At 39.9% G+C, this 24,808-nt stretch carries 22 protein-coding genes; 8 read left to right on the forward strand and 14 right to left on the reverse strand.

Translation table 11 applies throughout. The features are described from left to right. The first annotated feature begins 3 nt into the window (after positions 1-3). Complete coding sequence (locus KS419_RS12670; RefSeq protein ID WP_217066773.1) at positions 4-1,119, forward strand: GerAB/ArcD/ProY family transporter; 1,116 nt, start codon at positions 4-6, stop codon at positions 1,117-1,119. Further along, positions 1,116-2,237, forward strand: coding sequence for a Ger(x)C family spore germination protein (locus KS419_RS12675; RefSeq protein WP_217066774.1), 1,122 nt, complete (start codon positions 1,116-1,118; stop codon positions 2,235-2,237). Before KS419_RS12670 ends, KS419_RS12675 begins: the two co-directional genes overlap by 4 nt. Positions 2,238-2,339: 102 nt before the next feature. On the opposite strand, the gene KS419_RS12680 is transcribed toward KS419_RS12675, so the two are convergent. Continuing rightward, complete coding sequence (locus KS419_RS12680) at positions 2,340-3,296, reverse strand: DMT family transporter (RefSeq protein WP_246593957.1); 957 nt, start codon at positions 3,294-3,296, stop codon at positions 2,340-2,342. A 251-nt stretch (positions 3,297-3,547) separates the two neighbouring features. On the opposite strand from KS419_RS12680, the gene KS419_RS12685 reads away from it, so the two are divergent. From KS419_RS12685 to menC, 3 genes are read left to right on the forward strand one after another with little or no spacing between them, the layout of a single operon-like run. Beyond that, positions 3,548-4,699 carry a M20 peptidase aminoacylase family protein gene (locus KS419_RS12685; protein WP_380086589.1) on the forward strand — a complete coding sequence of 384 codons (1,152 nt, stop codon included), beginning with the start codon at positions 3,548-3,550 and terminating at the stop codon, positions 4,697-4,699. Then, positions 4,692-5,552: a GNAT family N-acetyltransferase gene (locus tag KS419_RS12690; RefSeq protein WP_217066776.1), complete on the forward strand. Its 861-nt coding sequence runs from the start codon at positions 4,692-4,694 to the stop codon at positions 5,550-5,552. The genes KS419_RS12685 and KS419_RS12690 overlap by 8 nt, the downstream gene beginning before the upstream one ends. Before the next feature lie 14 nt (positions 5,553-5,566). Beyond that, entirely contained in the window at positions 5,567-6,691 is a 1,125-nt protein-coding gene (menC, locus tag KS419_RS12695; RefSeq protein WP_246593959.1) for an o-succinylbenzoate synthase, read from the forward strand. Between the two features lie 230 nt (positions 6,692-6,921). On the opposite strand, the gene plsY is transcribed toward menC, so the two are convergent. Beyond that, complete coding sequence (gene plsY, locus KS419_RS12700; protein ID WP_217066777.1) at positions 6,922-7,590, reverse strand: glycerol-3-phosphate 1-O-acyltransferase PlsY; 669 nt, start codon at positions 7,588-7,590, stop codon at positions 6,922-6,924. A gap of 297 nt (positions 7,591-7,887) precedes the next feature. On the opposite strand from plsY, the gene KS419_RS12705 reads away from it, so the two are divergent. Further along, a complete protein-coding gene (locus KS419_RS12705; RefSeq protein ID WP_217066778.1) occupies positions 7,888-9,543 on the forward strand; it encodes an FAD-binding dehydrogenase in 1,656 nt (551 codons plus the stop codon). Positions 9,544-9,754: 211 nt separating this feature from the next. On the opposite strand, the gene KS419_RS12710 is transcribed toward KS419_RS12705, so the two are convergent. The 4 genes from KS419_RS12710 to KS419_RS12725 all read right to left on the reverse strand — a co-directional run bounded on the left by KS419_RS12710 (position 9,755) and on the right by KS419_RS12725 (position 14,708). Further along, positions 9,755-11,872, reverse strand: a complete 2,118-nt coding sequence (locus tag KS419_RS12710) for a glycoside hydrolase family 52 protein (RefSeq protein ID WP_217066779.1) — start codon at positions 11,870-11,872, stop codon at positions 9,755-9,757. 137 nt (positions 11,873-12,009) lie between these two features. Further along, positions 12,010-12,954, reverse strand: coding sequence for an AraC family transcriptional regulator (locus KS419_RS12715; RefSeq protein ID WP_217066780.1), 945 nt, complete (start codon positions 12,952-12,954; stop codon positions 12,010-12,012). Between the two features lie 150 nt (positions 12,955-13,104). Further along, positions 13,105-13,665, reverse strand: a complete 561-nt coding sequence (locus tag KS419_RS12720; protein ID WP_217066781.1) for a DUF2179 domain-containing protein — start codon at positions 13,663-13,665, stop codon at positions 13,105-13,107. Between the two features lie 125 nt (positions 13,666-13,790). After that, complete coding sequence (locus KS419_RS12725; protein ID WP_246593961.1) at positions 13,791-14,708, reverse strand: MBL fold metallo-hydrolase; 918 nt, start codon at positions 14,706-14,708, stop codon at positions 13,791-13,793. Positions 14,709-14,953: 245 nt separating this feature from the next. Here KS419_RS12725 and KS419_RS12730 point away from each other — a divergent pair, with 245 nt between their 5' ends. Beyond that, entirely contained in the window at positions 14,954-15,793 is an 840-nt protein-coding gene (locus KS419_RS12730) for an endonuclease/exonuclease/phosphatase family protein (protein ID WP_217066782.1), read from the forward strand. A gap of 137 nt (positions 15,794-15,930) precedes the next feature. Here the strand turns inward: KS419_RS12730 and KS419_RS12735 are convergent, their stop codons facing one another. After that, a complete protein-coding gene (locus KS419_RS12735) occupies positions 15,931-16,263 on the reverse strand; it encodes a hypothetical protein (RefSeq protein ID WP_217066783.1) in 333 nt (110 codons plus the stop codon). Positions 16,264-16,322: 59 nt separating this feature from the next. Beyond that, positions 16,323-17,498, reverse strand: coding sequence for a DUF5050 domain-containing protein (locus tag KS419_RS12740; protein ID WP_217066784.1), 1,176 nt, complete (start codon positions 17,496-17,498; stop codon positions 16,323-16,325). A gap of 320 nt (positions 17,499-17,818) precedes the next feature. Between KS419_RS12740 and KS419_RS12745 the strand changes: the two genes are divergently transcribed. Continuing rightward, positions 17,819-18,139, forward strand: a complete 321-nt coding sequence (locus KS419_RS12745; protein WP_217066785.1) for a DUF4870 domain-containing protein — start codon at positions 17,819-17,821, stop codon at positions 18,137-18,139. A gap of 77 nt (positions 18,140-18,216) precedes the next feature. Here the strand turns inward: KS419_RS12745 and aroD are convergent, their stop codons facing one another. The 6 genes from aroD to KS419_RS12775 form a co-directional block, all read right to left on the reverse strand. Beyond that, positions 18,217-18,981 (reverse strand): type I 3-dehydroquinate dehydratase, encoded by a 765-nt coding sequence (gene aroD / locus KS419_RS12750; RefSeq protein ID WP_217066786.1) that lies wholly within the window; start codon positions 18,979-18,981, stop codon positions 18,217-18,219. An 88-nt stretch (positions 18,982-19,069) separates the two neighbouring features. Further along, positions 19,070-19,618 carry a shikimate kinase gene (locus KS419_RS12755; RefSeq protein ID WP_380086549.1) on the reverse strand — a complete coding sequence of 183 codons (549 nt, stop codon included), beginning with the start codon at positions 19,616-19,618 and terminating at the stop codon, positions 19,070-19,072. Between the two features lie 171 nt (positions 19,619-19,789). Further along, complete coding sequence (locus KS419_RS12760; RefSeq protein ID WP_217066787.1) at positions 19,790-20,236, reverse strand: GNAT family N-acetyltransferase; 447 nt, start codon at positions 20,234-20,236, stop codon at positions 19,790-19,792. Between the two features lie 362 nt (positions 20,237-20,598). Then, complete coding sequence (gene moaA, locus KS419_RS12765; protein ID WP_217066788.1) at positions 20,599-21,624, reverse strand: GTP 3',8-cyclase MoaA; 1,026 nt, start codon at positions 21,622-21,624, stop codon at positions 20,599-20,601. After that, entirely contained in the window at positions 21,621-22,412 is a 792-nt protein-coding gene (fdhD, locus tag KS419_RS12770) for a formate dehydrogenase accessory sulfurtransferase FdhD (RefSeq protein WP_217066789.1), read from the reverse strand. Before fdhD ends, moaA begins: the two co-directional genes overlap by 4 nt. 13 nt (positions 22,413-22,425) lie before the next feature. Next, entirely contained in the window at positions 22,426-24,777 is a 2,352-nt protein-coding gene (locus KS419_RS12775; RefSeq protein WP_217066790.1) for an FdhF/YdeP family oxidoreductase, read from the reverse strand. Positions 24,778-24,808 lie beyond the last annotated feature (31 nt).

Raw genomic sequence — 24,808 nt, forward strand, 5'->3', positions numbered from 1 at the left:
ACCATGGATACCGGTAAATTCAAAAAGTTAAATAAATACCATGTCATCTTTCTTGTCCATTGTAGTTTGTCAGGGATTGCTTTGTTTTCTTTACCATATTATTTAAGACATGTGGGCTATAATATGTGGATGGTTCTTCTCATCTATGGAGTCCTATCCTCCCTTTTGCTTAAAGTGATCCTTCAATTATCAAAGCAATTCCCTAATGATACATTTTATGTCATCATGGAAAAAGTCGTGGGCAAGTATGTTAGCAAACTCCTTCATGTTTTTATCTTGTCTTATGCCATTGTTCAGGTTAGTAATATTGGGAAGTCCTATGTACGCATCGTTCAGTCTGTAACTTTGCCGGACTTCACCATTACTTTCCCCGCTTTAACTCTTTTTTTAGTGATGATTTCCATTGTAAATGGAGGAATTAAATCCATAGCCAGGTTTTGTATATTGTCGTTTTTCTTAACAGTATGGATGGGGTATTACAGTAACTGGGCGTTTTCTGATGCTAATGTACATCATTTATACCCGAGACTTCATGAGTATCATATGATCGATTGGCTGAACGGACTTTTTGAAGGGTCACAGATCATGCTTGGTTTTGTATTAATTGTATTCTTTTATCCATACATCATCGACCAAAAGAAAGCCTTTAAACATGCAGCAATCGGGATCTGGTCAGGGATTGGTATAATGATTTTAATTTGTATTGCAAGTATCGTTTATTTTTCCATTTGGCAAATTGAACATCTCCTATACCCCCTCTTAAATTTGTTTCAGGCTGTGGAACTTTCTAATGTGGAGCGGATTGAAACGATGGGGATCAGCCTCTACGCTTTTCTAGTACTATCTAAAGCATCTTTGTATTTGTGGGTGGCAAAAAAGGGATTGGATGCCCTGTTCAGTAAGCATAAAAACCGAACAAGACATCTATTTATCGTCAATGGTATTTCCGTTCTTCTTGTGTTGGGACCAATACCACTTATCTATCAGACCTTCCTTTATGAAAAATGGGTCATTTACTGGGGATATGCTGTTATATTACTACCGTTATTCCTATTGATCATCAACCATTGGAAAAAACGAAAAAAAGGTAACGATGGAAAGGAAGCATCTGCATCATGAAGAATCTTACAGCCCTTTTTATTTCACTTCTCTTTTTGTTGTCAGTATCCGGCTGCAATGTACAGGATTTCGAACAACCTTCCATTGAAAATTACGGAATGGTCGGGGTTATGGGTTTCGACGTGGCGGAAGATGGTTATATGAACGTGACCGTTACCTTACCTCAGCCTGAAATGGACGCGGAAACAAAAGTACAGAAATATACAACAACAGTGAAGTCACCACATCGTGCAATCATGGAGGCATCCACCAAATCGGAAAAGTTATTGTCTACCGCTCAACTTCGGGTAATACTTTTCAGTGAGGAATTTGCGAAAGAAGTGGGTGTCTGGGAAGTTCTTGAAAACTTATATCGTGATCCTAGGGTGGGGACAAACTCTTTCATTGCTGTTGTAAAAGGTTCTACAGAAGAATTATTATCTGGGGAGTATAAAGACAAACCTAATATAAACAGATATTTAAATCAACTGCTAAAGCCAACCACCATCACTGCTTTCAGTCCTTTTACGACAATCCATCACTTTATCAGACATGTGACAAGCCAGGTTTCCGATGCTCTTGCCCCTTACATTGAAAAAACAGGGGATTCGATTCAAATAACAAAAGTTGCCCTTTTTAAAGGGTCCAAGATGGTATCAACCATCGAAAGGGAAGAGGCAAAAATCATTGAGAGTATAAAACGAAACCGTAAAACATCTGATATCTCCTATGAAATTCAAGAGGATGGGAGGGGAAGTGGAGAAGAAGCGGTCCTTGTATTAAATTTTATCCGTTCCAAAAGAGATGTTAAAACGAATGGAGACCCTGTTAATCCGGAAATTCATGTTTATCTTTATATTGCCGGGTCGGTGGTGGACTATACAGGAGACTATAATTTAGATGTGGAAGGGGAACGTCATATTCTAGAGGATAAACTGAGTAAAGAAATAGAAGCAAAACTATCGGATTCCATCCAACAATTTCAGGAACTGGGGATTGACCCCTTAGCCCTTGGCGACTACTTCCGAATGAAAGACAGAGGTGAATGGAGTAAGGAGTACTGGAATGACATTTTCAGCCGGGCTGAAATTACGGTACATGTGGAACCGAGGATTACTTCCACAGGGACGATTTATTAATGTCTCTTCCCAGCGGATGAGAGAAGAAACGTTTTTGAAGGACCTGCCTAATAGCGGCAGGTCCTTCTTGGTATCTACTGATAGTTATTAAATTTACATGGTTCAAGTAGCTATCTTGCTTTTTCCCAAAGGGTCTGGATCCTGGTCTTTGTCTGTATTTGGTCTGGCAGCTTTTCGCTCGGATCCGATGATCATGAGGCCGGACATTATAATTGCAGCACCTAGGATTTGGGCGAGCATAATTGGTTCTCCAAAGAATAAGGCTCCTGTCACTGCGGCAGCGGCAGGGACGACGTAACGGAAGAAGTTGGATTTTGTTGCTCCCACCTTACTCATGGCTAGGTTCCATAGGACAAACGCCACAATTGTACAGAGAATCACGTTATAGACAATGGCCCCATACACTGGCATGGTGAGGTTGGACCAATTCACGTCACTCCATCCTCCAAAGGTGAATGGGAACAAAAGGATGGTTCCGAACAGGATGTACCATGTGGTCACTTTCAGGGGGGAGTATTTCTTCATCATTGGCATACATGCCAGGTTAAAGAGCGCCCCAATCAGGCTGATGGAAAGGGCGAGCATATTTCCAAGCATATATTGAGAAGACAGGTCGATGCCTTCTCCGCCTCCGAGGATGATTAATGTTACTCCGACTAAGGCGATTGCTCCTCCTGCTACTACTTTTCTTGTGAGGAGTTCTTTTGTAAATAGTGGTGCAAAGAGTGCCGCAAAAATTGGCCACGGGGCCACGTTTAGAAGAGATGCGTTAGCTAATGTGGTGAATTTAATGGAATACATCACGGCGATTTCTAAGATCGTAACACCGAATATACCGATGACGGCAAGTTTCAAGAAGTCTTTCTTTTCCACCATGATATTCCCTTCGAGTTTGTATAAGAGAAGGAATAACACAGGTATTGCTAAACCGAATCGGAAAAATACAAAAATTTCAGCTGAAAAAAAGTCCATTCCCCAACGGGATATGCCAAAGTTGGCACCCCAGATAATGGAAACAGCAATAAGACCTAGGTAATATAAGTAATTTGTTTTCATCATTTGTTCCTCTCCAGCACTTTGGCAACGAGATAAATACTCTTCTACAATACTCCATATTGGGCGTTTCCTGCAACTGGATATATTCGGTTGCATGGGGAACATGATGTGATTACGGTCCTATAATTACTGGGCTATTCTCCACATTAAACATATTGATAGGAAGTGTTTAAATTGGTAAGATGAATAAAAGTTTTTGTTTTTAGAATATAGTGACAATGAGAAATTCATGTACAGGAAGGAAATGGCTTATGATAAAAGAAAGGATACATACCATAAAACCGGAGATCATGGAGATCTTTGAGCATCTTCATCAACATCCGGAAGTAAGTTGGAAAGAGTTCCAGACGAGTGACTATCTCACTCAGTTTTTACAGAAAAATGGTGGGAGAGTCCGAACTTTAAATCACACAGGTATCGTTGCAGAAATGGGGGAAGGGTCTCCTGTCGTTGCTGTCCGCGCAGACATGGATGCTTTATGGCAAGAAGTGAATGGTCAGTTTCAAGCAAATCATTCCTGTGGTCATGATGCCCATATGGCAATGGTATGCGGTGTGCTTCTCATACTTCAAAAGTTCTCCTCCCTCCCACCTGGCACCGTTCGTTTTCTTTTTCAGCCGGCAGAAGAAAAGGGGACTGGTGCTTTAAAGATGGTGGAAGATGGTGTTGTGGATGATGTGGATTATTTGTACGGTGTTCATTTACGTCCGGAACTGGAGTTGGGGGACGGTTTTGCTGCACCGGCAATTCTCCATGGTGCAGCCTGCTTCGTAAAAGGGAGGATTCGAAGTGATGATGCCCACGGTGCGCGCCCACATCTCGGGGCCAATGCCATCGAAGTGGGTGCTACCTTTGTCTCTCTATTAAACAATATTCACCTTAATCCAATGCTTCCATATTCGGTAAAGATGACGTCTTTTCACGCAGGGGGAGAAAGTGCCAATATCATTCCAGGTTCCGCCACATTCAGTATTGATATGCGATCCCAGTCCAATGAGGGAATGGAGAAACTAGTATCCAAAGTATTCGAAATCGCCTCTTCCCTTGAAAAATTGTTTGGGGTTGATATTGAAATGGAAACTGGAGCAAATGTTGCGGCGGCGGAAGTACATCCAGAAGCTCAAGCTTTTATGGAGAAAGGAATCCTAAATGTACTGGGCATTGATGCCCTCCAACCGCCCCTTGTATCTACTGGGGGAGATGATTTTCATTTCTACACGATTAAACGTCCACACTTAAAGGCAACAATGCTTGGGTTAGGATGTGGACTGGCACCAGGTCTCCACCATCCGAACATGACTTTTAACAAAGATGCCTTGTTAAATGGGGTACATATTTTGTCAGAGACGGTTCTTGAAACATTAAAAGAAGGAAAAGGTAAGAGAGGGAGGCAACACGTTGATTGAAATTAGTCAACTCACTTCAGTAGAAGAGATGAAGAGGATTCAAACACTGGAAAGATTAATTTGGAATATGGACCCTCTTCCATATCATCAAACGTTGACGGTATCGAAGAATGGTGGCCTTCTCCTTGGGGCATTTGATGGAGAAGAACTCGTGGGATTTTCTTATGGATTTCCTGGATGGAAGGACGGAAAGGTTTATCTCTGTTCCCATATGCTTGGAATTCTCCCGAACTACCAAAAAGGTGGTCTCGGAAGACAGTTGAAAGAGAAGCAACGGTCGTTAGCCTTATCTATGGGATTCGATCTGATTACTTGGACGTTCGATCCCCTTGAAAGTGTCAACGCTTATTTAAATCTCCATAAACTCAAGGGGCTTGGAGCCTCCTATATTGAAAACTATTATGGTGAACTTGATGATTCATTAAATAATGGTCTTCCCTCTGATCGTTTTTTAGTGGAGTGGTGGATTGATAGTCCTTATGTTGACGACATGGATTTGTCGGAAACGGAATCATCATCTACCGAAAGCATCGGTGGAAAAGGATGGTTGTTTCAGCCTGAATTGTCCAAAAGCGGTTACCCGATTCCTAAGGAAACGAACGGAACATTCCATCTGGACCCCAATGTAGATGAGTATTTTCTCCCCATTCCGCAAAACTTTCAATCTATAAAACTGAGAGACGGGCAATTAGCGGCCGATTGGCGATTCATCAGCCGAGATTGGATAAACACATTGATGGAAAATGGTTTTGTTGCTGTCGACCTGGACAGAAAAGGGGCTTCAAGTGTGGGTTGCTCCCTTTACATTTTTAAAAGGAGAGACAGTTTGTTCATTAATTGTAAGGATAAATGAGGGGGGATTAGGAGATGACAATAGATGGGATGATTTCAATCAAAAAAGTCATTTTACATCAGGTGAGGATGACGTTAAAAGCACCGTTTACCACGAGTTTCGGTACTTTTCAAGATAAGGATTTTTTTGTCGTGGAAATGATAGATAATGCTGGACGAACAGGGTTCGGAGAGTCAGTTGCCTTCTCTAGTCCTTGGTACAGTGAGGAAACGGTTAGGACAAACGAACATATGATGAAAGATTTCTTAATCCCTTTATTATTGGAGAAACCATTAGAGCATCCTGATGAGGTATTTCAACGTTTTTCCGGGATTCGTCGCAATAATATGGCGAAAGCTGCATTGGAAGGTGCCGTATGGGATCTTTATGCTAAACGTTTAAGTGTGCCACTGGCTCAGGCACTTGGTGGTAAGAAAAAAGAAATTGATGTGGGAATTTCTATTGGAATCCAATCTTCGGTGCAAGAGTTAGTAAGACTTGTGGAAAACTTTGCTGAACAAGGCTATAAACGAATGAAAATCAAAATCAAACCAGGCTGGGACGTGGATGTTTTAAAGGAAGTAAGAAAGGTTTTTCCAACACTTCCGTTAATGGCAGATGCCAATTCCGCTTATACATTGAAAGACTTGGAACACTTAAAACAGTTGGATGATTTGGATTTGAAAATGATAGAGCAGCCACTTGCCCATGACGATATCGTGGATCATGCCACATTGCAAAGAGCCCTTTCTACCCCAATTTGCCTAGACGAAAGTATTCATTCATTAGAAGACACGAGACGAGCAGTGGAATTGGGAAGCTGTAAAATTATAAATATTAAGATCGGCCGGGTTGGAGGGTTAAGTGAGGCAAAACGAATTCACGATTTTTGCATGGATCGGAATATCCCAGTTTGGTGCGGTGGAATGCTAGAGGCTGGTATAGGCCGTGCCCATAATGTGGCATTAACGACATTAGACAATTTTGTTTTGCCTGGGGACACTGCGGGCTCTAGCCACTACTGGGATGAGGACTTAATCGAACCGGAAGTGGTGGTAAAAAATGGTGTTATCCATGTACCTGATCTACCTGGAATCGGATATGAAGTGAATCGTAAAGCACTGGAAAAGTTATGTATTAAGAAAAGCGTAATCGCCTAAGCTCACGGGCGTAGGGCAGTGGAGGAATGACAACTTGTCCAAAGGTGCCATAATTTATAAATTCTTACCTTTTAAAAATGGACTGTAACAAACATCAACACAACTTGATAATTTTCACGGTAGTCTTCCATGCTATGATTCATCCTAGTGCCTAGGAAGCACTTAGTTCGTCAAAAAAAGTCTATACAGTTAGGAAAGAAAATTTATCTTTTCCACTGTATAGACTTTTATTAGGATGCACCTGTATCATGATTCGCTATTTCACTGGCGGTTAATTCTTCTTTTATATTATCTTGATATTCCTTAATTCTCTTGTCATTAATTCGAACTTCTTTATTCGCAAGAAAATTAATGATATTTTTCCGGTGAAGATAAACCATAAACAACGAGAATGTCAGGAAAACAAGGGCTAAAGCCTGATCTCCCATATATAAAGAATGCATCATCAGGGAAACTCCAATGGATAAGGATCCCATAAATACGTATTTCGTCACTAATGTAATCAAAATAAAAGTCATGTAGCCGATTAAAAATAAAATCGGACTGTAGCCGATCAATACGCCTGCCGTCGGAGCGACAGCCTTCCCTCCACGAAAACCTGCAAAAATCGGGAAACAATGGCCTAAAATAACAGCTGCACCAATCAAAACTGGATTCACATTACTTTGGAAAAGTGCCGGAAGTGATGTTGCCAGGACACCTTTACCAACATCCCCTAATAAAACTAAGATACCAGCTTTTTTACCTAGTACTAAGACACTATTGGTTGCCCCAAGATTTCCGCTGCCGAAATTCCTGACATCGGCCCCATACTTCAGTTTACCAACTACTAAAGCAAATGGAATCGAACCTATTAAATACGCCAGTAGGATTAAAGATAAATCTCCCAGTTTAATCACCCCTCCAATACAATCATTTTATATCTATAGATCTAATTATATATTGGAACGAAGGAGAAAAGTAGTCTATTTTTATAAAGTTTCAGAAGAACGAATGTTTTAGCTGGAAAAATTAGAAGATTCCTCCTGTTTATCATTATTTTTTTCTTCTTGTTATTATTAAATGAGACTTTTTTACGTATTCTAACTAGTTAGTCTTTTTACTCTCATTCCTAGTAGGATTCCACTATAATGAAATTAGTATTGGTTTTACCTATTGGCGATAATATACCGATTTGGCATTAGGGGGTATTCAAGATGGATTACGATGTGATCGTAGTTGGTGCAGGCCTTGCAGGATTAGTTTCGGCCTCTGAACTGGCGGATGCCGGGAAAAAGGTGCTACTTCTTGATCAAGAACCGGAAGCATCCATGGGAGGACAAGCTTGGTGGTCCTTTGGCGGTTTATTTTTGGTAGATTCACCTGAACAAAGGCGAATGGGAATAAAAGATTCAAAAGAATTGGCCTGGCAAGATTGGCTCGGAACGGCTGGGTTTGACCGGGATGATGAAGATGATTGGGGAAAAAAATGGGCTGAGGCGTATGTGGACTTTGCTTCAGGAGAAAAAAGGGAATGGCTTCATCAAAAAGGGATCCGCTTGTTCCCTGTGGTAGGCTGGGCTGAGCGCGGAGGCTATTTGGCAGAAGGTCATGGCAACTCTGTCCCCCGGTTTCATATCGTCTGGGGAACAGGACCTGGAATCGTCAAACCCATTGAAACTAGTGTAAGACAATCGATAGAAAAGGGATTACTAGTTTATAAACCTCGCCACCGGGTGAATGATTTAATAACTGATCAAGGAACCGTTGTCGGTGCGCGGGGAGATGTCCTAGTCCCAAGTGATGCAAAAAGGGGAGAAGCAAGTTCACGGGAAATTGCCGGAGAGTTTGAGTATCGTGCTCAAGCAGTAATGGTTACGAGTGGAGGTATTGGTGCGAACCACGACCTTATCCGAAAAAATTGGCCAGCACGACTCGGAAAAGCGCCTGAAAACATGCTGTCTGGCGTCCCGGCCCATGTGGACGGGAGGATGCTTGCGATCACAGAAAAAGCTGGTGGGAGAATCGTTAACCGTGACCGGATGTGGCACTATACGGAAGGGATTAAAAACTGGGATCCAGTTTGGGATAAACACGGGATTCGAATTCTCCCTGGCCCCAGTTCCATTTGGCTAGATGCGAAAGGAAATCGATTCCCTGCACCAAACTTCCCAGGGTATGATACGCTTGGAACGTTAGAGACGATTCAGAAAACTGGCTATGATTATTCCTGGTTTATTTTAACTCAAAAGGTTATTGAAAAGGAGTTTGCCCTGTCAGGCTCAGAACAAAACCCTGATCTAACTGGAAAGAGTATAAAGAAAGTCTTGTCTCGTGTCCTCCCTGGTGCTCCTGCTCCGGTACAGGCATTTATGGACAAAGGGGAAGACTTTGTGATTAAAGATACACTGGAAGAGTTAGTTGCTGGTATGAATGAACTTACTGGAGAGAACTTACTTGATTTTTCCAAAGTGGAACGTCAAATCCTTGCACGGGACCGGGAAATGGATAATACTTTCACTAAAGATCTTCAGATCACGGCATTACGTGGCGCCCGGAACTACCGAGGTGATAAACTCGTGAGGGTTGCTCCCCCTCATAAATTCCTGGATCCAAAAAAAGGACCGTTAATTGCCGTTCGGCTGAATATACTCAGTCGAAAGACACTTGGTGGTTTACAGACAGATTTATCTGGCAGGGTGCTGGATGATTCGGGAAAACCAGTACCTGGTCTCTATGCTGCAGGGGAAGTTTGCGGTTTCGGTGGCGGTGGTGTACATGGGTACCGATCATTGGAAGGGACATTCCTTGGTGGATGTCTCTTTACAGGAAGACAGGCCGGACGGGCGTTGGCCAAAGAATTAAATGATTAAAAGAAATTTTACAGAAGAAAAAGAGGCTAGGACAAAAGTGTTTTAATCAATGAAAAATCCGAACGAACTGATAATTGCTGCTATCTTTAGCTACGGAAATATACTTCGCTATCGTTTGTATTGTTCGGATTTTTAATTAAACACTTTAGTTATGTCCCAGCCTCTTTTTTTTCATGTTCCATAATAGATTTTTCTACTGCTACTAGAATTTTTATTTTCCTTCTTGTAACCAGAGGATGCTTGTTACACCACGTGGGTAATACTTACTGGCAGTGATCTTACCTGCAATAATTTGGTCACTCCAACTCCAGTAAGAAAGCTCCGGATCCGTTAACCATCCAACATGAGCCTTGTCTGCTTTATGCCCCACTTCATCCCATGGGAATCCTAAGATTTCCCGATATACGAACTGGCAAAGATAGATTTTACTCAACCAAGAGTTATCACTTGTGGAGGAAAGTTTCCAGCCCCCATCTTCAAAGAGACACGTTCCAGGTTTTAAAATAGTCGTGATATGCTCTTTTAATGTTTTAATATAATATCCGTATTTTCCGTTTTCATCTAACGCTTCCTTGCAACCAGTAAAGTACGGGAATACCAACCCTTCAATGGCAGGGATGATTTTAGAATCATTCCCTTCTGTGATTACAGCTGGAATATATCCCCCTTCTGTCATTTCGTTGGAAAGGGTTTTTGCACATTTCTCCGCTTGGTCAGCAGCAATTTCAGAAAGCTCATTTTCCCCAAGGTCACGGAAAAGTTTCTCTAGTGACACGTAAACTCCCCAGCATTTGGATGCAATGTAAATATTGTTTCGCGCCTGTCCGAGGGAGACATCCAGACTGTCATAAGTAGTAATCTCCGCACCACCTTCTGTTCGGGAACTGTCTAACGCCATAATACCATTACGTTTCTCCGGGTCTGGATTGTCACGATTCAGCATACTCTGGAATGTTTCCTTCACGATGTCCATGTGTTTGTTTAGGAATTCCGTATCCTTCGTGTGCTCCACATATACCGTCATACTGCAAAGCCAGTTAATTAATTGCTCATGTGTCATGTAAGAGAAACACCCTGTGATTCCTGCCACCTCATAAGCGGAATGGCCTGGTCTGGAAAACACATTGGAGACCCCCATATCATGGGTGAAACTGATTCCACCTGGATGTAGCTCCTCGTCATTTGGAAAGCGGACCTCATCACGATAACTATATCGATTGATAAAGAGTTCCAACTCATTTTTCACCGTCCAAGGATTGAATTTCAACTCGAAGAACAACTGATCCACCATCAAGTCGAACGTGTTCATCATTCGATATTCCCCTTCGTTCACAATCCAAATCGGGTTGCCGTTCATGTCGTCCAAAAGCTGTGTGTTCCCATAATAGCTTTTAATGGAATGAGCTAACATGTACTTCTGCTCTTCATTCAAGTGATCCTGCTCAAGCATCGCGTTAGCCGCCTCATACTCTTGTGTTAGTACGTCTGCGTTTTCCAGAGCATAACTGGCAACTTTTTCGATCGATGAGAAATAACGGGTATACGTATATTCCGTATCCATTCCACTTGTTACAATACCACCTTTATAGAAACAGATGGCGAATGTAAATTCTCTCTTTTCATTAGCCGGAACTTCCATGAGAAGTGCTCCAGTTAAACCTAAGCCGAACCCGTAGTTCACTTCGTGCTTGACGCTAAGTACTTTATCGATGGAAAAACCGAGTCCTGCAATGACTCCTTCGTCATTAGATACAATCGCTGTTTGTGGTCCTTGGCCTACACCGACGAATTCTCCGTTACTTGTATCATTAAGTCTCCGCATCGCATACACACGGTCGTTACCTTGATAACCAAAAAATGCTTTACGTGGTTTATCATGACCGGTGTTATCAATCGTTACTTTTGCAAAAACTGCCGGTAAAAGAGCTTTTTTGAGTGCTTTATCATCCGCTGTTTCCGGATCAGGAACGGATGTTACTGGGTTGTATATTTTGAAAGTCATATCTTTTGCTGTCCAAGTATCGGTTCCCAATTTTAATTCGCGGGTGATTTCTTCATCCTGATAAAATTTGATCAGTTGATCATCCACCGTGGCCTGGTCATTACCAATCCCAAATCGGGCAAGTTCTTCCGCCGAACTTCCGAAAAAGGGAAATGCCTCAAATTGACCAGCTTTATCTTTCCGCTCCAAACCAATAAACACGTTTTCTTCTGCTGGTTTATCAAGTTCTAATCCTAATCCGCCATTTCCCCCTTTGTATCCTAGGGTAAAACTGGCGAAAGCACCAATTGGGGAGTGATGCGCATTATAAAACTTATTCTTTTCCATATCAAGACCTCCATTGAAGTTTTCTACCTTCTAGAATATAGTAACGTCAATGGAAGCGCTTTTCTATGTACTTTTCCGTAATCGGAATTGTCCAAATCGGGAATTGAACAAGTTTAGTAGGAAAGCAGATCAGGGCGTTACTCCGCCGTTCGCTGCTTCTGACGATATTGACTTGGTGATATCCCTGTCCACCGTTTAAACTGCCTGCTAAAATGGGAGGCATCATGATATCCCATCATAAACGCAATCTGCTCCACGGAATACTTATCCTGAATCAACAAACTCTTCGATTCATTTAATTTGCGAAATGTCACATATTGCCTCGGGGACATCTTAAATACCTTCTTAAAGACTTTGTTGCAGTAAGAAACACTAAAGTCTAACTGATCGGCAATCTCCTCAATTCTGACGACACTTTCCTCCACGTAATCCTCTCTTTTGCCTGGGGTACGGATGAACTCATCAATTTTATCTGCTATTTGATAGGCAACTCGAAATGTCCTGTCGGAAATTTTTTCAAAGTCTTCATCCTGCTCTTCCTCTAGACAAGACACGACCATTCCAAGGAGTTCGAACATGATGGAGTGCATATTCATTTTATCTTTAAACAGTAACGTGGGATTTTCTGAAAAAGTCATTAAGCGATCTAATAGGGGGCGGATACTTCGGTTTAACTTGGAGTGAACCGGGTAAAAAACTTCTGTCGTCTCTTTAAAATAAGGTAACAAAAGTTTATCGTCCACATTAAAATGAACACAGAAATAGGTGAACCCTACCTCTGTGTTTCCTGCCCCAGAACTGGAGTGCAGATCCCCCGGGCGGACGAGAACTAAGTCACCTTCCTGCAAAACATACTTATTCCCTTTCACATGAAAATGCTGCTCCCCTTTTGTTACTAGATTAATCTCATATAATGGGTGTTCATGGACAGGGTATTCCCAAGTACTTTTTGCACTTCTGAGATGCATCCGGTACAGTTCAAACCCAATTTTCATATCCGGGAAGAAAAATTCATTGACGCTATATTCATTCGTAACTGCTTCAATGTCGTTTTCATTCTCATTTGGATACTTAATTTCCATTGTCACTCCCCCTCATCTCAATTTTCTACGCATTCATCTTTTTTATTCTCATTACTTGTAGATAAAACAATGATTCCCTTTTAAAGCAAAAGGGTATTTTAGTGTGATTACAAGGAATTACCACCACTAAAATACCATTAATCTTTACTCCTATGCTGACTTATTTTTCTTCTTTTTCAAAAATAAGTCCCGACGCTTTTTCATTCCCTTTGTAATATAACCGCCCTTAAAACTTCGCGGTTCATAGGAAGCAACGAAAGCCTTGTCTTCATATTCATCGATAATTCGGTAAAACTCCCGTTCTCTGTCACGTCTAGCTGTACAATACAGTAAATATCGGGTAGAGGCGATCCCTTCCACTGTGGAAGTGGAAACACTGAATCCCACTTCCCGCAAGCGTTCGATTAACGCCTCATTCCGCTCTGGAATATTTGCTTCTATTGTCACATAACCGATCGCCAGCTTCTCCTCAATTAAAGCACCAATATATAAACCTACCCCAAACCCTATAGCATAGGCAGCCATATTATAATAATTCGTTAAATCACTTAACACAAGCCCAACTGCTACGACATAGATGACACCTTCTAGCACTCCAATTCCTGCTGCTTTTCCCTTTAGACCCTTGACCATCATAATAGTTCGTAGAGTTAATATAGGAACAAAAAGTAACTGGGCTACAAAAATAATGATAGGTTCCAATAAAAACATGGACACCACCTCTTTCCAATGTATTTCCTGTTCCATTGTAACAGGGGACATGAAAAAAGACAGGTATTTAAGCACATTTACAAAAATTACTTCTAATTCCGTATGGTTTAAGAATCACCACTGGGTTAATCACAAAAATGCGTTTCACCAAGTTTCATTACATGTAAGTCTTCATTAGACAATTGCTGGTTTTCCCACTCACGATAAAGGCGTTCCAACGCTTCCGGCCCCGTATCATCCGCGAGACGATATGCTCCGTAGTGCATTGGTACAAACGTTTTTCCTTTCAGTTCCAAAAAGGCCTTTACTGCATTTTCCGGATTAATGTGGGATATTTCCATAAACCATTCCGGCTCATATGCACCGATGGGCATCAAAACGATATCCACCTGAAATCGTTCCCCAATCTCTTTAAAACCACGGAAGTAACCTGTATCTCCCACAAAATAAAAGGTCTTAAGTGGAGATTCAAAAACCCATCCGCCCCAATGGCATTTATTTGTATCGAATAATCCCCGTTTCGTCCAATGCTGTGCCGGGACAAAGTGAATCTTGATTCCATGATGGTCAAAAGAGTCCCACCAATTGGCTTCTATCACCTTTAGAAATCTTCGTCTTCGAAACAGTTTTCCGAATCCTATAGGAACAAAAAATGTAGGTGAACCTTTTAATTTTTTTAAGGTGGAAAACTCTAGGTGGTCAAAATGCCCATGGGAAATAACTACCACATCAATTTCCGGAAGTTCTTCAATAGTGAGCCCTGGTTCAGTCATTCGCTTGGAAAATCCCATCCGTTTTCCGAAGACAGGATCAGTTAATATATTTAGGCCGTTTAATTGAATCAAAAAACTGGCGTGTCCTATCCAAGTGTAGGAAGTTTTCCTGTGATTCTCCAGCAATTCTTTCCCTTTTTTATTCTCTGAATGGGCAATTAATGTGGTCAAGTCCTTTGTTTTACTGCGTCTTTCTTTCATCCAGCGCCACATATCGTTGAAACTCTTCTGATTTTCCACACCGTCAAGATTTTGATAACGATTCGCCAATGTACATCCTCCTAACTTGTCATTTTCTAAGTCTCAACGAAAACTACGTTCTAGAACTAATCTATTATATTATACGGATAAAAAATGAACAGCACATGAACAAGATTGGCTATCTGTTAATTTGGTAAGTTTTACAATCTCATAGATTCAGATAATTCATGTAAAATGAATATACAGACTTTTCTTATTTTCTTATATTATTGATAACAATTGCTTTTATTAATGATAACAGTTGGGGGGCGATTTTGATCCATCCTATTTTCGCTAGTAAAAAATTGATTCTGTTTTTCCATTTACTGATCCTCCTAACCTTACCCTTTTATTTCATCCATGGGGAATTGGGTCATAAATACTCATTCGACACCGCTTCAACGACGAACCTTCCCCACGATCTGCAAATCACTGTTACAACATACAACATTCATTTTGGAAAAGGTCAGGATGGAAAAGTGGACATTCATCAAACGATTGCCACGTTGAAAGAATTAGATGCTGATATTATTAGTTTACAAGAGGTGGAACGCTTCAGCTTACGTTCAGGTTTTGTTGATCAGGTAAAACTTATGGCAGAACTCCTTGAAATGAATGCTGTTTTTTCCCCGTCACTCGCTTTTCCTGGTTTATATTATGGGAATGCCATCCTTTCTAAGTATCCCATTAAAAACATGGAAGTCCTATCATTTGATAACAGAATTGAAAATCGGACAGCCTTATTTTCTGAAGTAGAAATCACAGAAGGGAAAAGAATCAATATCATAAATACCCATCTAGGTTTAGACTACGGGGAACGGAGGAAGGCAATCGATAAAATAAACGAAAAATTATTGGAAATTAATGGTCCACTTCTCTTAATGGGTGACTTAAACGCTACCCCTTCCCAAAGAGAATATGAATCTTGGAATGATATCATAACGAAGAGTAACAAAGGGAAACCATTGCGGACATTTTATAAGCACGATTGGCAGATTGACTACATTTTCCATACGTCCCATTTTACAGTTGAAGATATATCGGTGTATGAAAGTGATAGTTCAGATCATTATCCATTGACAGGGGTATTTCGCTTATATGATGGTAAACAGTAGTAATCTACCAAAAATAAATGTTCACAAAAATGTCGGGGACCTGGTCCCCGACATTTTTATGAACATGAAAAAAGTGTTTGTACTTTCCATTCTAAAAACTAGAAGGAAGTACAAACACAGGGAAGAAAAACGAACAATTAAACTGCAAATTCACCAAATATACTGCTTATAACTGCTCCCATCATAACTGAAAATACAATTGAAAGAATAATACCAATTACCATCCAGATCAAAGACGCTTTTGCTAAATTTGATTTGTTTTTATTAACATTACTTCCAAACGCCCACACAAACAGCATTACGATATTAACTAGTGGAATCATCATGACCAGCATATACAATAACCACCCAGTTACAGGTACTACTTCTTCCCTTTGATCTCCCGTTGATGTTGTTCCTACGTGTGTTTGTTCCACCGCCTGCTCACTCATGATTATATCCCTCTTTTCTAAATTTTTGAGGAGAGACATTTTTATTCTCCCCCTGTATAAAACGGGAAAATACCCGTTGTTACTAATCAATGAAATTCTTATTCCGTTGGTATAATTTCGGTTGCTTCGTTAGTTTCCTTGTCAATAAAATAGAAAGAGTAATATCCTTGACGGGCAAATTCACCAAAGATAAATGAATCAAAAACATTTAGAGAATACGTTCCTGCACCTAAGTTAACCTTATTATTCCCGTTATGATCTGCCCTTATATTTTCACGTGTTGCTTCTGATTCTGCGGTAGAATAATAGATATAGTCTTCATCTACGTTAAAAAAATCTATAAAATCATCAATAATTAACGTGGAATCTGTCTCATTTATTGATTGTTTAAATAGTCCTTCATCTCCAAATCCCCTTGTAAAAAAGAGGGTATCCTCCACAAATACATACTCACCATAGCCTTCATATCTTATTAACTGCTCCTCTGTACCATGAATATCCCCAAGATAGTAGGCAGATTCCCCTTCATCCACATCATAACCGAAAAAAACAAATTTTTCTCCGTACATCGCCATGTCAGTTCCTTGATAAGGGAGAGGTGTAAGATCCCCGTCTAATGACATTTTCGTAAACTGAGAGTAAAGGTTAAAAACAAATTCACCATTATAATAGTGGAGTTGGGTAATTGGATCATCCATGACCACTTCTACAGTATCACCATCTAATGATACACGATTAAATGATTGATAGTCCATATAATTATTTGCATCACCAAGTTTTATATAGTACACCCAATCCTGAAGTGCATGAATACTCCAGACACGGTGATCCGTTAATTGTGTTAACTCCGTTCCATCTAGTTTCATTCTATATAGATTATTATTATCTTGAAGATTGGCAAAGAAAATATAATCTCCTTTTATATCGTATAAACCACCCTGTGTATTTATGTTACCACTGTAGTTTCCATAACTTTGGACACCCTTCCCCGCATTACTTTCCGGTTCTTCTTCCGTATCTTGGTCCCCATCTGTTTCAGTGGTTTCACCTTCCGTATCATTTGCATCACTGTCATTTGATTCTTCATCAATATTTCCATCATCACTGTCATTTCCTTCGGAGACAGTATCAGCTTCTACATCCCCTTGATCGGAGGAATCTGTTAATTCTTCTATATCATTTAGAAGTCCCGTTATTTCCCTAACTAAATCCCCACAGCCCGCAACAAAAAGTAGACTACTTGTCATCATTAAAACTAATAATATCCGATTCACACTGTCACCTCTAACATGATTTAGGTTTTTTATCCTGAGATCGTCTTAGGGGGAAAATAGTAACCCGTAATCAACCGATAGTTTTTTATTTACACACCGCTCATTCAGGGACCATTCAACAACACTCAACAAAGAGAAAACAGCTTACTAAACTCTGCATTTATTTTATCGAATTTATATCCTTACACCTATTACCCAAAAGTATTATATTTGATTAGGTAACAACTTAAAATCCAAGAGAAATTTTGAATATTTTTAGAGAAAAGAAAGGATTCTATCCTAACTTGTCGAATAGAATAAGAAAAAGGAGGTGAAATAACATGGAAGAAAAAGATGAACGGTTGTTAGCAATGGTAATTTATCTCATAAGTTTCTTTTTTCCGCTTATTGGACCACTCGTTATTTGGCTTATTAAAAAGAATGATTCCGACTATATCGATCATCATGGAAGAGAGTATTTTAACTTTCTCATTTCATTTACGGTATACTACATAATTGGATTCATTTTGACATTTGTATTAATTGGAATTTTAGTCCTCATCGTTCTTGGAATTGCTACAATTGTATTGACAATTATTGCAGCGATAAAAGCCTATGAAGGAGATCGATATCGTTTCCCTCTCATTTTCCGCTTGCTGTAGAATAGAAAAAATCACAAAGCGTCTATGTGAAAAGAAGGTGCAGAACAACTCCTGTTGTTGCTGCACCTTCTTAGTGATCAACTACTTCTATGCAAAAGATTAAGTATATGCTTTAAGTCTGCCACATTTAATTGTCCAGGTGCTGACGCATTCTTTGCTGCCCCAAAGGTCATTGCTGAACCAAAAACTTCTCCGGACAGTCTGCTTATTACTCCTTTATCGCCCATCGCCATCGTTATAATTGGTTGAGTGGCATGTTTCGTATACATTTCCTCTGTCGCTTCTAATAGTGTAAGTACGTCTTTTGTTGAATTAGGCATAACTGCTATTTTCAGTATATCAGCGCCTAGTTCCTGTGCCCTTATTAAACGGGATATCATCTCTTCCTTTGATGGAGTTTTGTTGAAATCGTGATTGGAGAGAATAACAAAAACGTTTTGTTGGTGAGCAATACTTATGATTTCTTTTACATGCTGTTCTTCAAGGAATAATTCAACATCGATTAAATCCACTTCATTAGATTCTACCACCTCTTTTATTAAAGAGAAGTAATAGGAATTTGTAACTTCTTTCTCTCCCCCTTCTCTTGCACTCCGAAACGTAAACAACAGGGGGATAGTTGGGAATATCTCTCTAATGGAATGTAACGCTTCTATTACTTTTTGTGTATCTTCTACGTCCTGAAAAAAATCGGCTCTCCATTCCACCACATCAAAGTCAATATTTTTTAACATATCCCCTTCTTCTTTCAACTGGGTTAAGTTTCTTCCGACCATTGGTACACATACCTTTGGAATACCTTCCCCAATGATGATATCCTTGACTTTTACTGTGTTGCTCATTTCTCCACTTCCCTTTCTTCATCTGTTTAAAAAAGATGTCTAAAAAGATCCCCATGAACCTTTTAGACACCTTATTCTTGTTATCTATTTAATCATACAACTCCCAAGCTAATTTAATGGAGTCAACAATATGATCGGCAATCTCTTCCACTTCCTGTTTATCCATTGTCACTTTTGAGTGATGCTGAGAGTATATCTTTTGTCTTTCATAAAAAAGTTTTTCAATGTCTTCCATTGATTTCCCCTGTAGAACAGGTCGACTGTCGATAATTAAATTAATCCGATCCTTCCAAGACCCCCATGATAAATCCAAATAAAATACCATGCAGGAAGACATGGCAATATCCCTTACTTCTTGTTGAAGAAAAGCTCCGCCACCGACAGAAATAACTTTTAATTTTTTATGGCATAATTCTGTTATTATTTCTTTTTCCCTTTGCCGAAAGGCCTTCTCCCCAATTTCCTGAAATATTTCTGTAATTGGCTTTTCGTATTCTGCTGCTATGACTGCATCAATATCGATAAAATCTCGATACAGTTTTTTGGCAACTAAATTCCCAATGGTCGTTTTCCCAACTCCCATAAACCCAGTAAACATAATATTTTTCTCTCTTATTGGTGTCTCGCGCTTTTCCAAAGCCTCAATCCCCCTAGTGATATCAATGGAGTAATGATCTATGTTGTCCTGGAAATTCTGACGGTAACTACATCATACTTTGACAATATCCTACCTCACCTTATAGTATAAATCAATAAATGGTGAATATCATCAAGAGAGTGATTCTTTGAATATCAAGTTTTTGCGCAATCACACAATATAAAACTTCATTATATTCTCTTCATCAATTATTTCACCTGTTTTTATAAACCCTACCTTCTCATATAATTTCTCCGCTATCGTGTTTTCGGGAACATAGCTTGTAATAATAAAGGAACCGCAGTCAGGGAGCATCTTTATTTGTTCCATTGTTTTTAACAATATTTGTTTTCCATACCCCTTGCCTTGGAATTTTTCTCCAACCATTAGCCGGACTATCCAGTAGACCCCGTCATCTGGATCCTTTCCGTACATTACAAACCCTACCATCTCTTCTTCATCATAGGCAGCTAATGGAATGTAGGAAGTTTCGTAACGTGATTGTACAAGGGAGTAGATGTTGGATGCGACAAATTGTTCTTGATCCTTACCAACACGGAGACTAATACACTTCTCCCAATTTTTTTCATTGATTTCCTTTAATTGAATTTTAGTCATCTTCGACATCCTTTATATATATATTCACGAGAACCTCTATATAAGACGAACAATACAGTGGAAAGTTTCATGTTTATGTAGAATCTATAAGAAAAGAGCAAACGTCTATTTTAGTGAGATATCCCTATCCCCTAGGTTCTGTCCGTGGAGGCAACTAGAAGCTAACGCAAAGGGTAGCATCGCTCCCGTGCTGCCACTGAAGTAAACGCTCGTTGGACAGTGAATTCGCCAAAATCACCATTGAATGATAACAAAGCCTAAAAAAACAGGACAATTTGATAGTCAAATCATCCTGTAAGCTTCTAATTTTATTATTGGATATAGATTTCAGCTCTATTTTGAAAGGGTATAATATAAATCTTTCACCCTCCTATATAAGACATTTCTATTTTATCAGCAATTGAGATTGGATTCTTACCCCTTTCCTCTGAATAACGATCACTCCGTTTTCCCCAAATATTTTGCAATTCCATCAATAATTGTTTGGGAGAGAGTTTCTCATTTCGTAACAGTTTTTTAAGATCATGACCCTTTTGGGCAAACAGGCAAGTGAATAGTTTCCCATCAGCAGATAGCCTCGCCCTTGTACAATTGCCACAAAAGGAATCAGAAACAGAGGATATTACACCAATCTCACCTCCCCCATCCAAATAACGATATCGGTCCGCCACTTCACTTTGATAATTTTTATTTACTGGCTCCAGTGGAAAAAAACGATTAATCTCAGATATAATTTCTTTTTTCGTTACAACACTTTGATAACTCCAACCGTTTGTATTTCCCACATCCATAAATTCAATAAACCGTAAGATTACCGGGGTGTCTTTAAAATATTTTGCCATAGGGATGATCTGAGAATCATTCACCCCTTTTTTTATCACTGCATTAATCTTTACAGGAAGACCAGCGTCCATTGCTTCCTTAATTCCTTTCAGAACAGGTTCTGTGGAAATATTTCGACCATTCATTCGTCGAAATACATGGTCATCAATGGCATCAAGGCTCACATTAATTCTCTTCAGACCTGACTCTTTTAGTTTTTGTAATTGCTTAGGGAGAAAAACTCCGTTTGTTGTCAGGGCAATATCTTTTATTCCATGAATTCTGTTTAATTCACGAATGAGATTGGCAAGACCTTTACGAAGTAATGGCTCGCCCCCTGTAATTCGAAGCTTCTCCACCCCTAATTTCGCAAACTGCTCCACTATCTGTGTTATTTCATCGAAAGATAAGAGTTCCTTTTGTTGTAAGAACGGAAAATCCGGTCCGAATAATTCCGCAGTCATACAATAAGAACACCTGAAATTGCATTGATCTGTCACCGATATTCGCAGATCTTTTATCGGTCTAGAAAGTTTATCCGTTACAAGCGTTGAGTTAGCATTCATTGGTTTATAATTCTTTCTGGATGAGTGTATAGATTGAGACGTTCTTCTCTAATAAAACCCACTGCCGTTATTCCTAAGTCTTCTGCCAATTGAATGGCCAAAGTGGTAGGTGCTGACTTTGACAGGATAATACCTACCCCTATTTTTGATACTTTAAGTAATACCTCAGAGGAAATTCTTCCACTAAAAGCAATGACCTTATCTCGGAGAGAAACCTTGTTTTCCATACAGTACCCGTAAATTTTATCTAAGGCGTTATGCCTCCCGATATCGGATCTGGAAACAATGATATCTTTGTTTGAGCAAAGGGCTGTATTGTGCAACCCCCCCGACAAATGAAAATCTTCTGACTCCTCTTGCATCCTTTTAATTAGCTGAATACACTCTTGTATTGTAATAGTTTGATTGCTTTTAATCGTTTTAGCCGTTTTTACATCATTTTGAAAGTAGAATTGTCTACTTTTCCCACAACATGAACCAATGAATCGTTTAGTCTGAAAAGACGTAGTTGATATTTGTTTATTTTTAAGTTCCACAAATGCAAAGCCTTTAGATTCATCAATCACTAAGGATTGGATTTCATCTAGAAAACGAATAATTCCTTCTGATGCTAGAAAGCCCCTAACCAGTTCCTGCAAATGTGTAGGAGTACATACCATCGTTGCAAATTCTGCCCCGTTAATGTGAATGGTAAGGGGGAATTCCGTAGCGATCATATCTTCCACCTTGTATAGTTTTCCACCATCAAATTTTGTGATTGAGTACGTTTCCAGTACATTGCTTTTCATGGCAAGCTCCTTTTTAACTAATCTCCATTTCAAGTTCTTCCACTCGTTTTTCCACATATTTCGTATCTTTTTGGGAATAATATTGTTCCGCTTTTTCCACTACCACTGCTGTATTGTATTCTGGAATACCAGCATAAGTTTCATAAACTCCCTTTGGAATTAAAACATTTCCTTCTGGCCAATATACTTGGATGTTGCCTTGCCGGGTATTTTCAAATTTCGCCCTACCGTGATAAACACCGTATTTATTATATACTACGATGGCTTCCCTTTCGGATATTCCCAATTCCTTTGCATCCTCCGAATGAATTAATACATCATATCGGTCAGCGCTATTATTTGGATCTGTTTCACTATAAACCATGGAGTTAAATTGTTTTCCACGCCTTGTGGTCACATAAAAATGTCCCTCTGGCTTTCTTAGTTCCGGTAATTCAATGGGAAGTAAAGTTCCCCGACCATCTTCTGTCGGGCAAATCCCACCTTCACATAACCAGGCGCCACCCCATTGGAAAACATCCCCTTTATTTTTCAAATGCTGAATTCCATTGTAATTTGGATTCGCTTTAGCTATTTCATCCCTCAGTTGTTTAGCACTCTTCACATCAATAAGATCCTTTTCCTCCGATTTCACACGTTTAGCAAGATCTACATAGATCTCCCATTCAGCGCGTGCTTCCTCAATTCGTGGTCCTTTTATTTCCGGGGAAAAGTAGACCATTCGCTCGGTGGAAGTGGAAGTTCCCCCACCTGGTTGTTCATACCTTGTCATGGCTGGAAGAACGATTACTTCTTCTTTTGCATCCACCAATGTTGATGTATTTAATATAATATCTTGATGAACACGGACATCCACACTTTCTAAACATTGTTTCACGAATTGTGGATTTGGCATTGTTTCAAGGAAGTTCCCTCCAGATGTGTAAAAAACCTTTACGTGCCGTTCATGTTCCTCTGGTAGTAGAGCATTTTCAAGTGTTACTCCCACAATATCCCCTTGCCAATCTGGAACATTGAAATTCCAAAGTTCTTCGATTCGTTTTTTGTTTTTCGGTTCGAAATCTCCACCTGGAAGAACAAATGGATCTGCTCCCATTTCACCGGATCCTTGCACTCCAGAATGTCCTCGAATAGGCATCACTCCACATTTTTCCCTCCCGAGGAATCCACGGAGCATGGCAAGGTTTGCCACTTGAGAGATATTATCCGTTCCAAAGCGGTGTTGTGTAAGGCCCATCGACCAGATGAAAACTCCACTCTGCGATTTCGCTAGCAATTGAGCAAACTCTAGCATTCTATCTTTTGTAAGTCCGGATGACTTTTCAAGAGTTTCCCAGTCTTGATTCCGTACATGTTCTTTTAGCTGTTGAAAACCTTTCGTATGTTCATTAACAAACTGGTGATCAATGGCTGATCCTGGAACGAGTTCTTCCATTTCAAACCAATGCTTCATTACGCCATTCATAAAGGCGATATCTCCACCGATATTCACTTGGTATACATCATCAGCCAGTTTCGTTCCGAACAAGGCGCTGTCAGGAATAGAAGGAATCCAGTATTCATCCATCGATGGTTCATGGTATGGATTAATGATGATAATCTTCGTTCCTTTTCGTTTTGCTGCATACATGTACTTCGTGGAAACAGGCTGGTTATTAGCAGCTACAGAACCCCAGAATACTAGGACATCGGAGCCGATCCAATCTTGATAGTTACAGCTGGAGGCACCAATTCCAAGGGATCGTTTTAATGCTGTTTTACTTGGTGAGTGACAAATTCTTGAGGCGTTGTCAATATTATTTGTCCCCAAAAACCTGGCCACTTTTGCTGCAGCATAATACGATTCATTTGTAATTCCCCTCGCCGTTAAAAAAAATGCCAACTGTTTCGGATCAATCGCTTTTATCTTCTCTGCAACCCGGTCCAGTGCTTCGTCCCATGAAATTCTTCGGAACGTCTTCTCTCCAGGTTTTCGGGACAGGGGATAAGGAATACGTCCTAATTTTCGAAGTTCTGTACTATCCAATTTTCGAAGTTCCTCAATGTCCTGATGGAGGACCTCTTCTTTTATTGCTGACATTGTATTTAATCGAAGGACGTTAAGACGTGTGGTACAGACATGTGGGCCAGCAAGAGTTTGATCATATAATCCTGCTACTCCCAAGGCACAGCCATCACAAACACCTTGTGTTAAAATTCGAGTAGCGTATGGTAAATTATCTTTATTTTCCCAAACAACTTTAACTGTATCTCGAATATGTTTTGGTTTTACTTTTCCTATTCCAAAAGGAACCATACTTACCCAATGTGACGGATCAGGCATTTTTGGTAATTTCATAGGTCCTTGGTGTTTTGTTTTCCCCATTTGTTTCACCCTCTATAATTTGATTTAATAC

The sequence above is a fragment of the Evansella tamaricis genome (genome assembly GCF_019042215.1).
Classification (GTDB): Bacteria; Bacillota; Bacilli; order Bacillales; family Salisediminibacteriaceae; genus Evansella; species Evansella tamaricis.

Excerpts from the sequence above, each read along its gene's own strand:
- KS419_RS12670 (WP_217066773.1), top strand. The coding sequence starts at position 4 with ATGGATACCGGTAAATTCAAAAAGTTAAATAAATACCATGTCATCTTT.
- KS419_RS12710 (WP_217066779.1), bottom strand. The coding sequence starts at position 11,872 with ATGGAAAAGAATAAGTTTTATAATGCGCATCACTCCCCAATTGGTGCT.
- KS419_RS12715 (WP_217066780.1), bottom strand. The coding sequence starts at position 12,954 with ATGGAAATTAAGTATCCAAATGAGAATGAAAACGACATTGAAGCAGTT.
- KS419_RS12720 (WP_217066781.1), bottom strand. The coding sequence starts at position 13,665 with ATGTTTTTATTGGAACCTATCATTATTTTTGTAGCCCAGTTACTTTTT.
- KS419_RS12760 (WP_217066787.1), bottom strand. The coding sequence starts at position 20,236 with ATGACTAAAATTCAATTAAAGGAAATCAATGAAAAAAATTGGGAGAAG.
- menC (WP_246593959.1), top strand. The coding sequence starts at position 5,567 with ATGACAATAGATGGGATGATTTCAATCAAAAAAGTCATTTTACATCAG.
- fdhD (WP_217066789.1), bottom strand. The coding sequence starts at position 22,412 with ATGAAAAGCAATGTACTGGAAACGTACTCAATCACAAAATTTGATGGT.
- KS419_RS12680 (WP_246593957.1), bottom strand. The coding sequence starts at position 3,296 with ATGATGAAAACAAATTACTTATATTACCTAGGTCTTATTGCTGTTTCC.
- aroD (WP_217066786.1), bottom strand. The coding sequence starts at position 18,981 with ATGAGCAACACAGTAAAAGTCAAGGATATCATCATTGGGGAAGGTATT.
- moaA (WP_217066788.1), bottom strand. The coding sequence starts at position 21,624 with ATGAATGCTAACTCAACGCTTGTAACGGATAAACTTTCTAGACCGATA.
- KS419_RS12675 (WP_217066774.1), top strand. The coding sequence starts at position 1,116 with ATGAAGAATCTTACAGCCCTTTTTATTTCACTTCTCTTTTTGTTGTCA.
- KS419_RS12775 (WP_217066790.1), bottom strand. The coding sequence starts at position 24,777 with ATGGGGAAAACAAAACACCAAGGACCTATGAAATTACCAAAAATGCCT.
- KS419_RS12705 (WP_217066778.1), top strand. The coding sequence starts at position 7,888 with ATGGATTACGATGTGATCGTAGTTGGTGCAGGCCTTGCAGGATTAGTT.
- KS419_RS12735 (WP_217066783.1), bottom strand. The coding sequence starts at position 16,263 with ATGTCTCTCCTCAAAAATTTAGAAAAGAGGGATATAATCATGAGTGAG.
- KS419_RS12745 (WP_217066785.1), top strand. The coding sequence starts at position 17,819 with ATGGAAGAAAAAGATGAACGGTTGTTAGCAATGGTAATTTATCTCATA.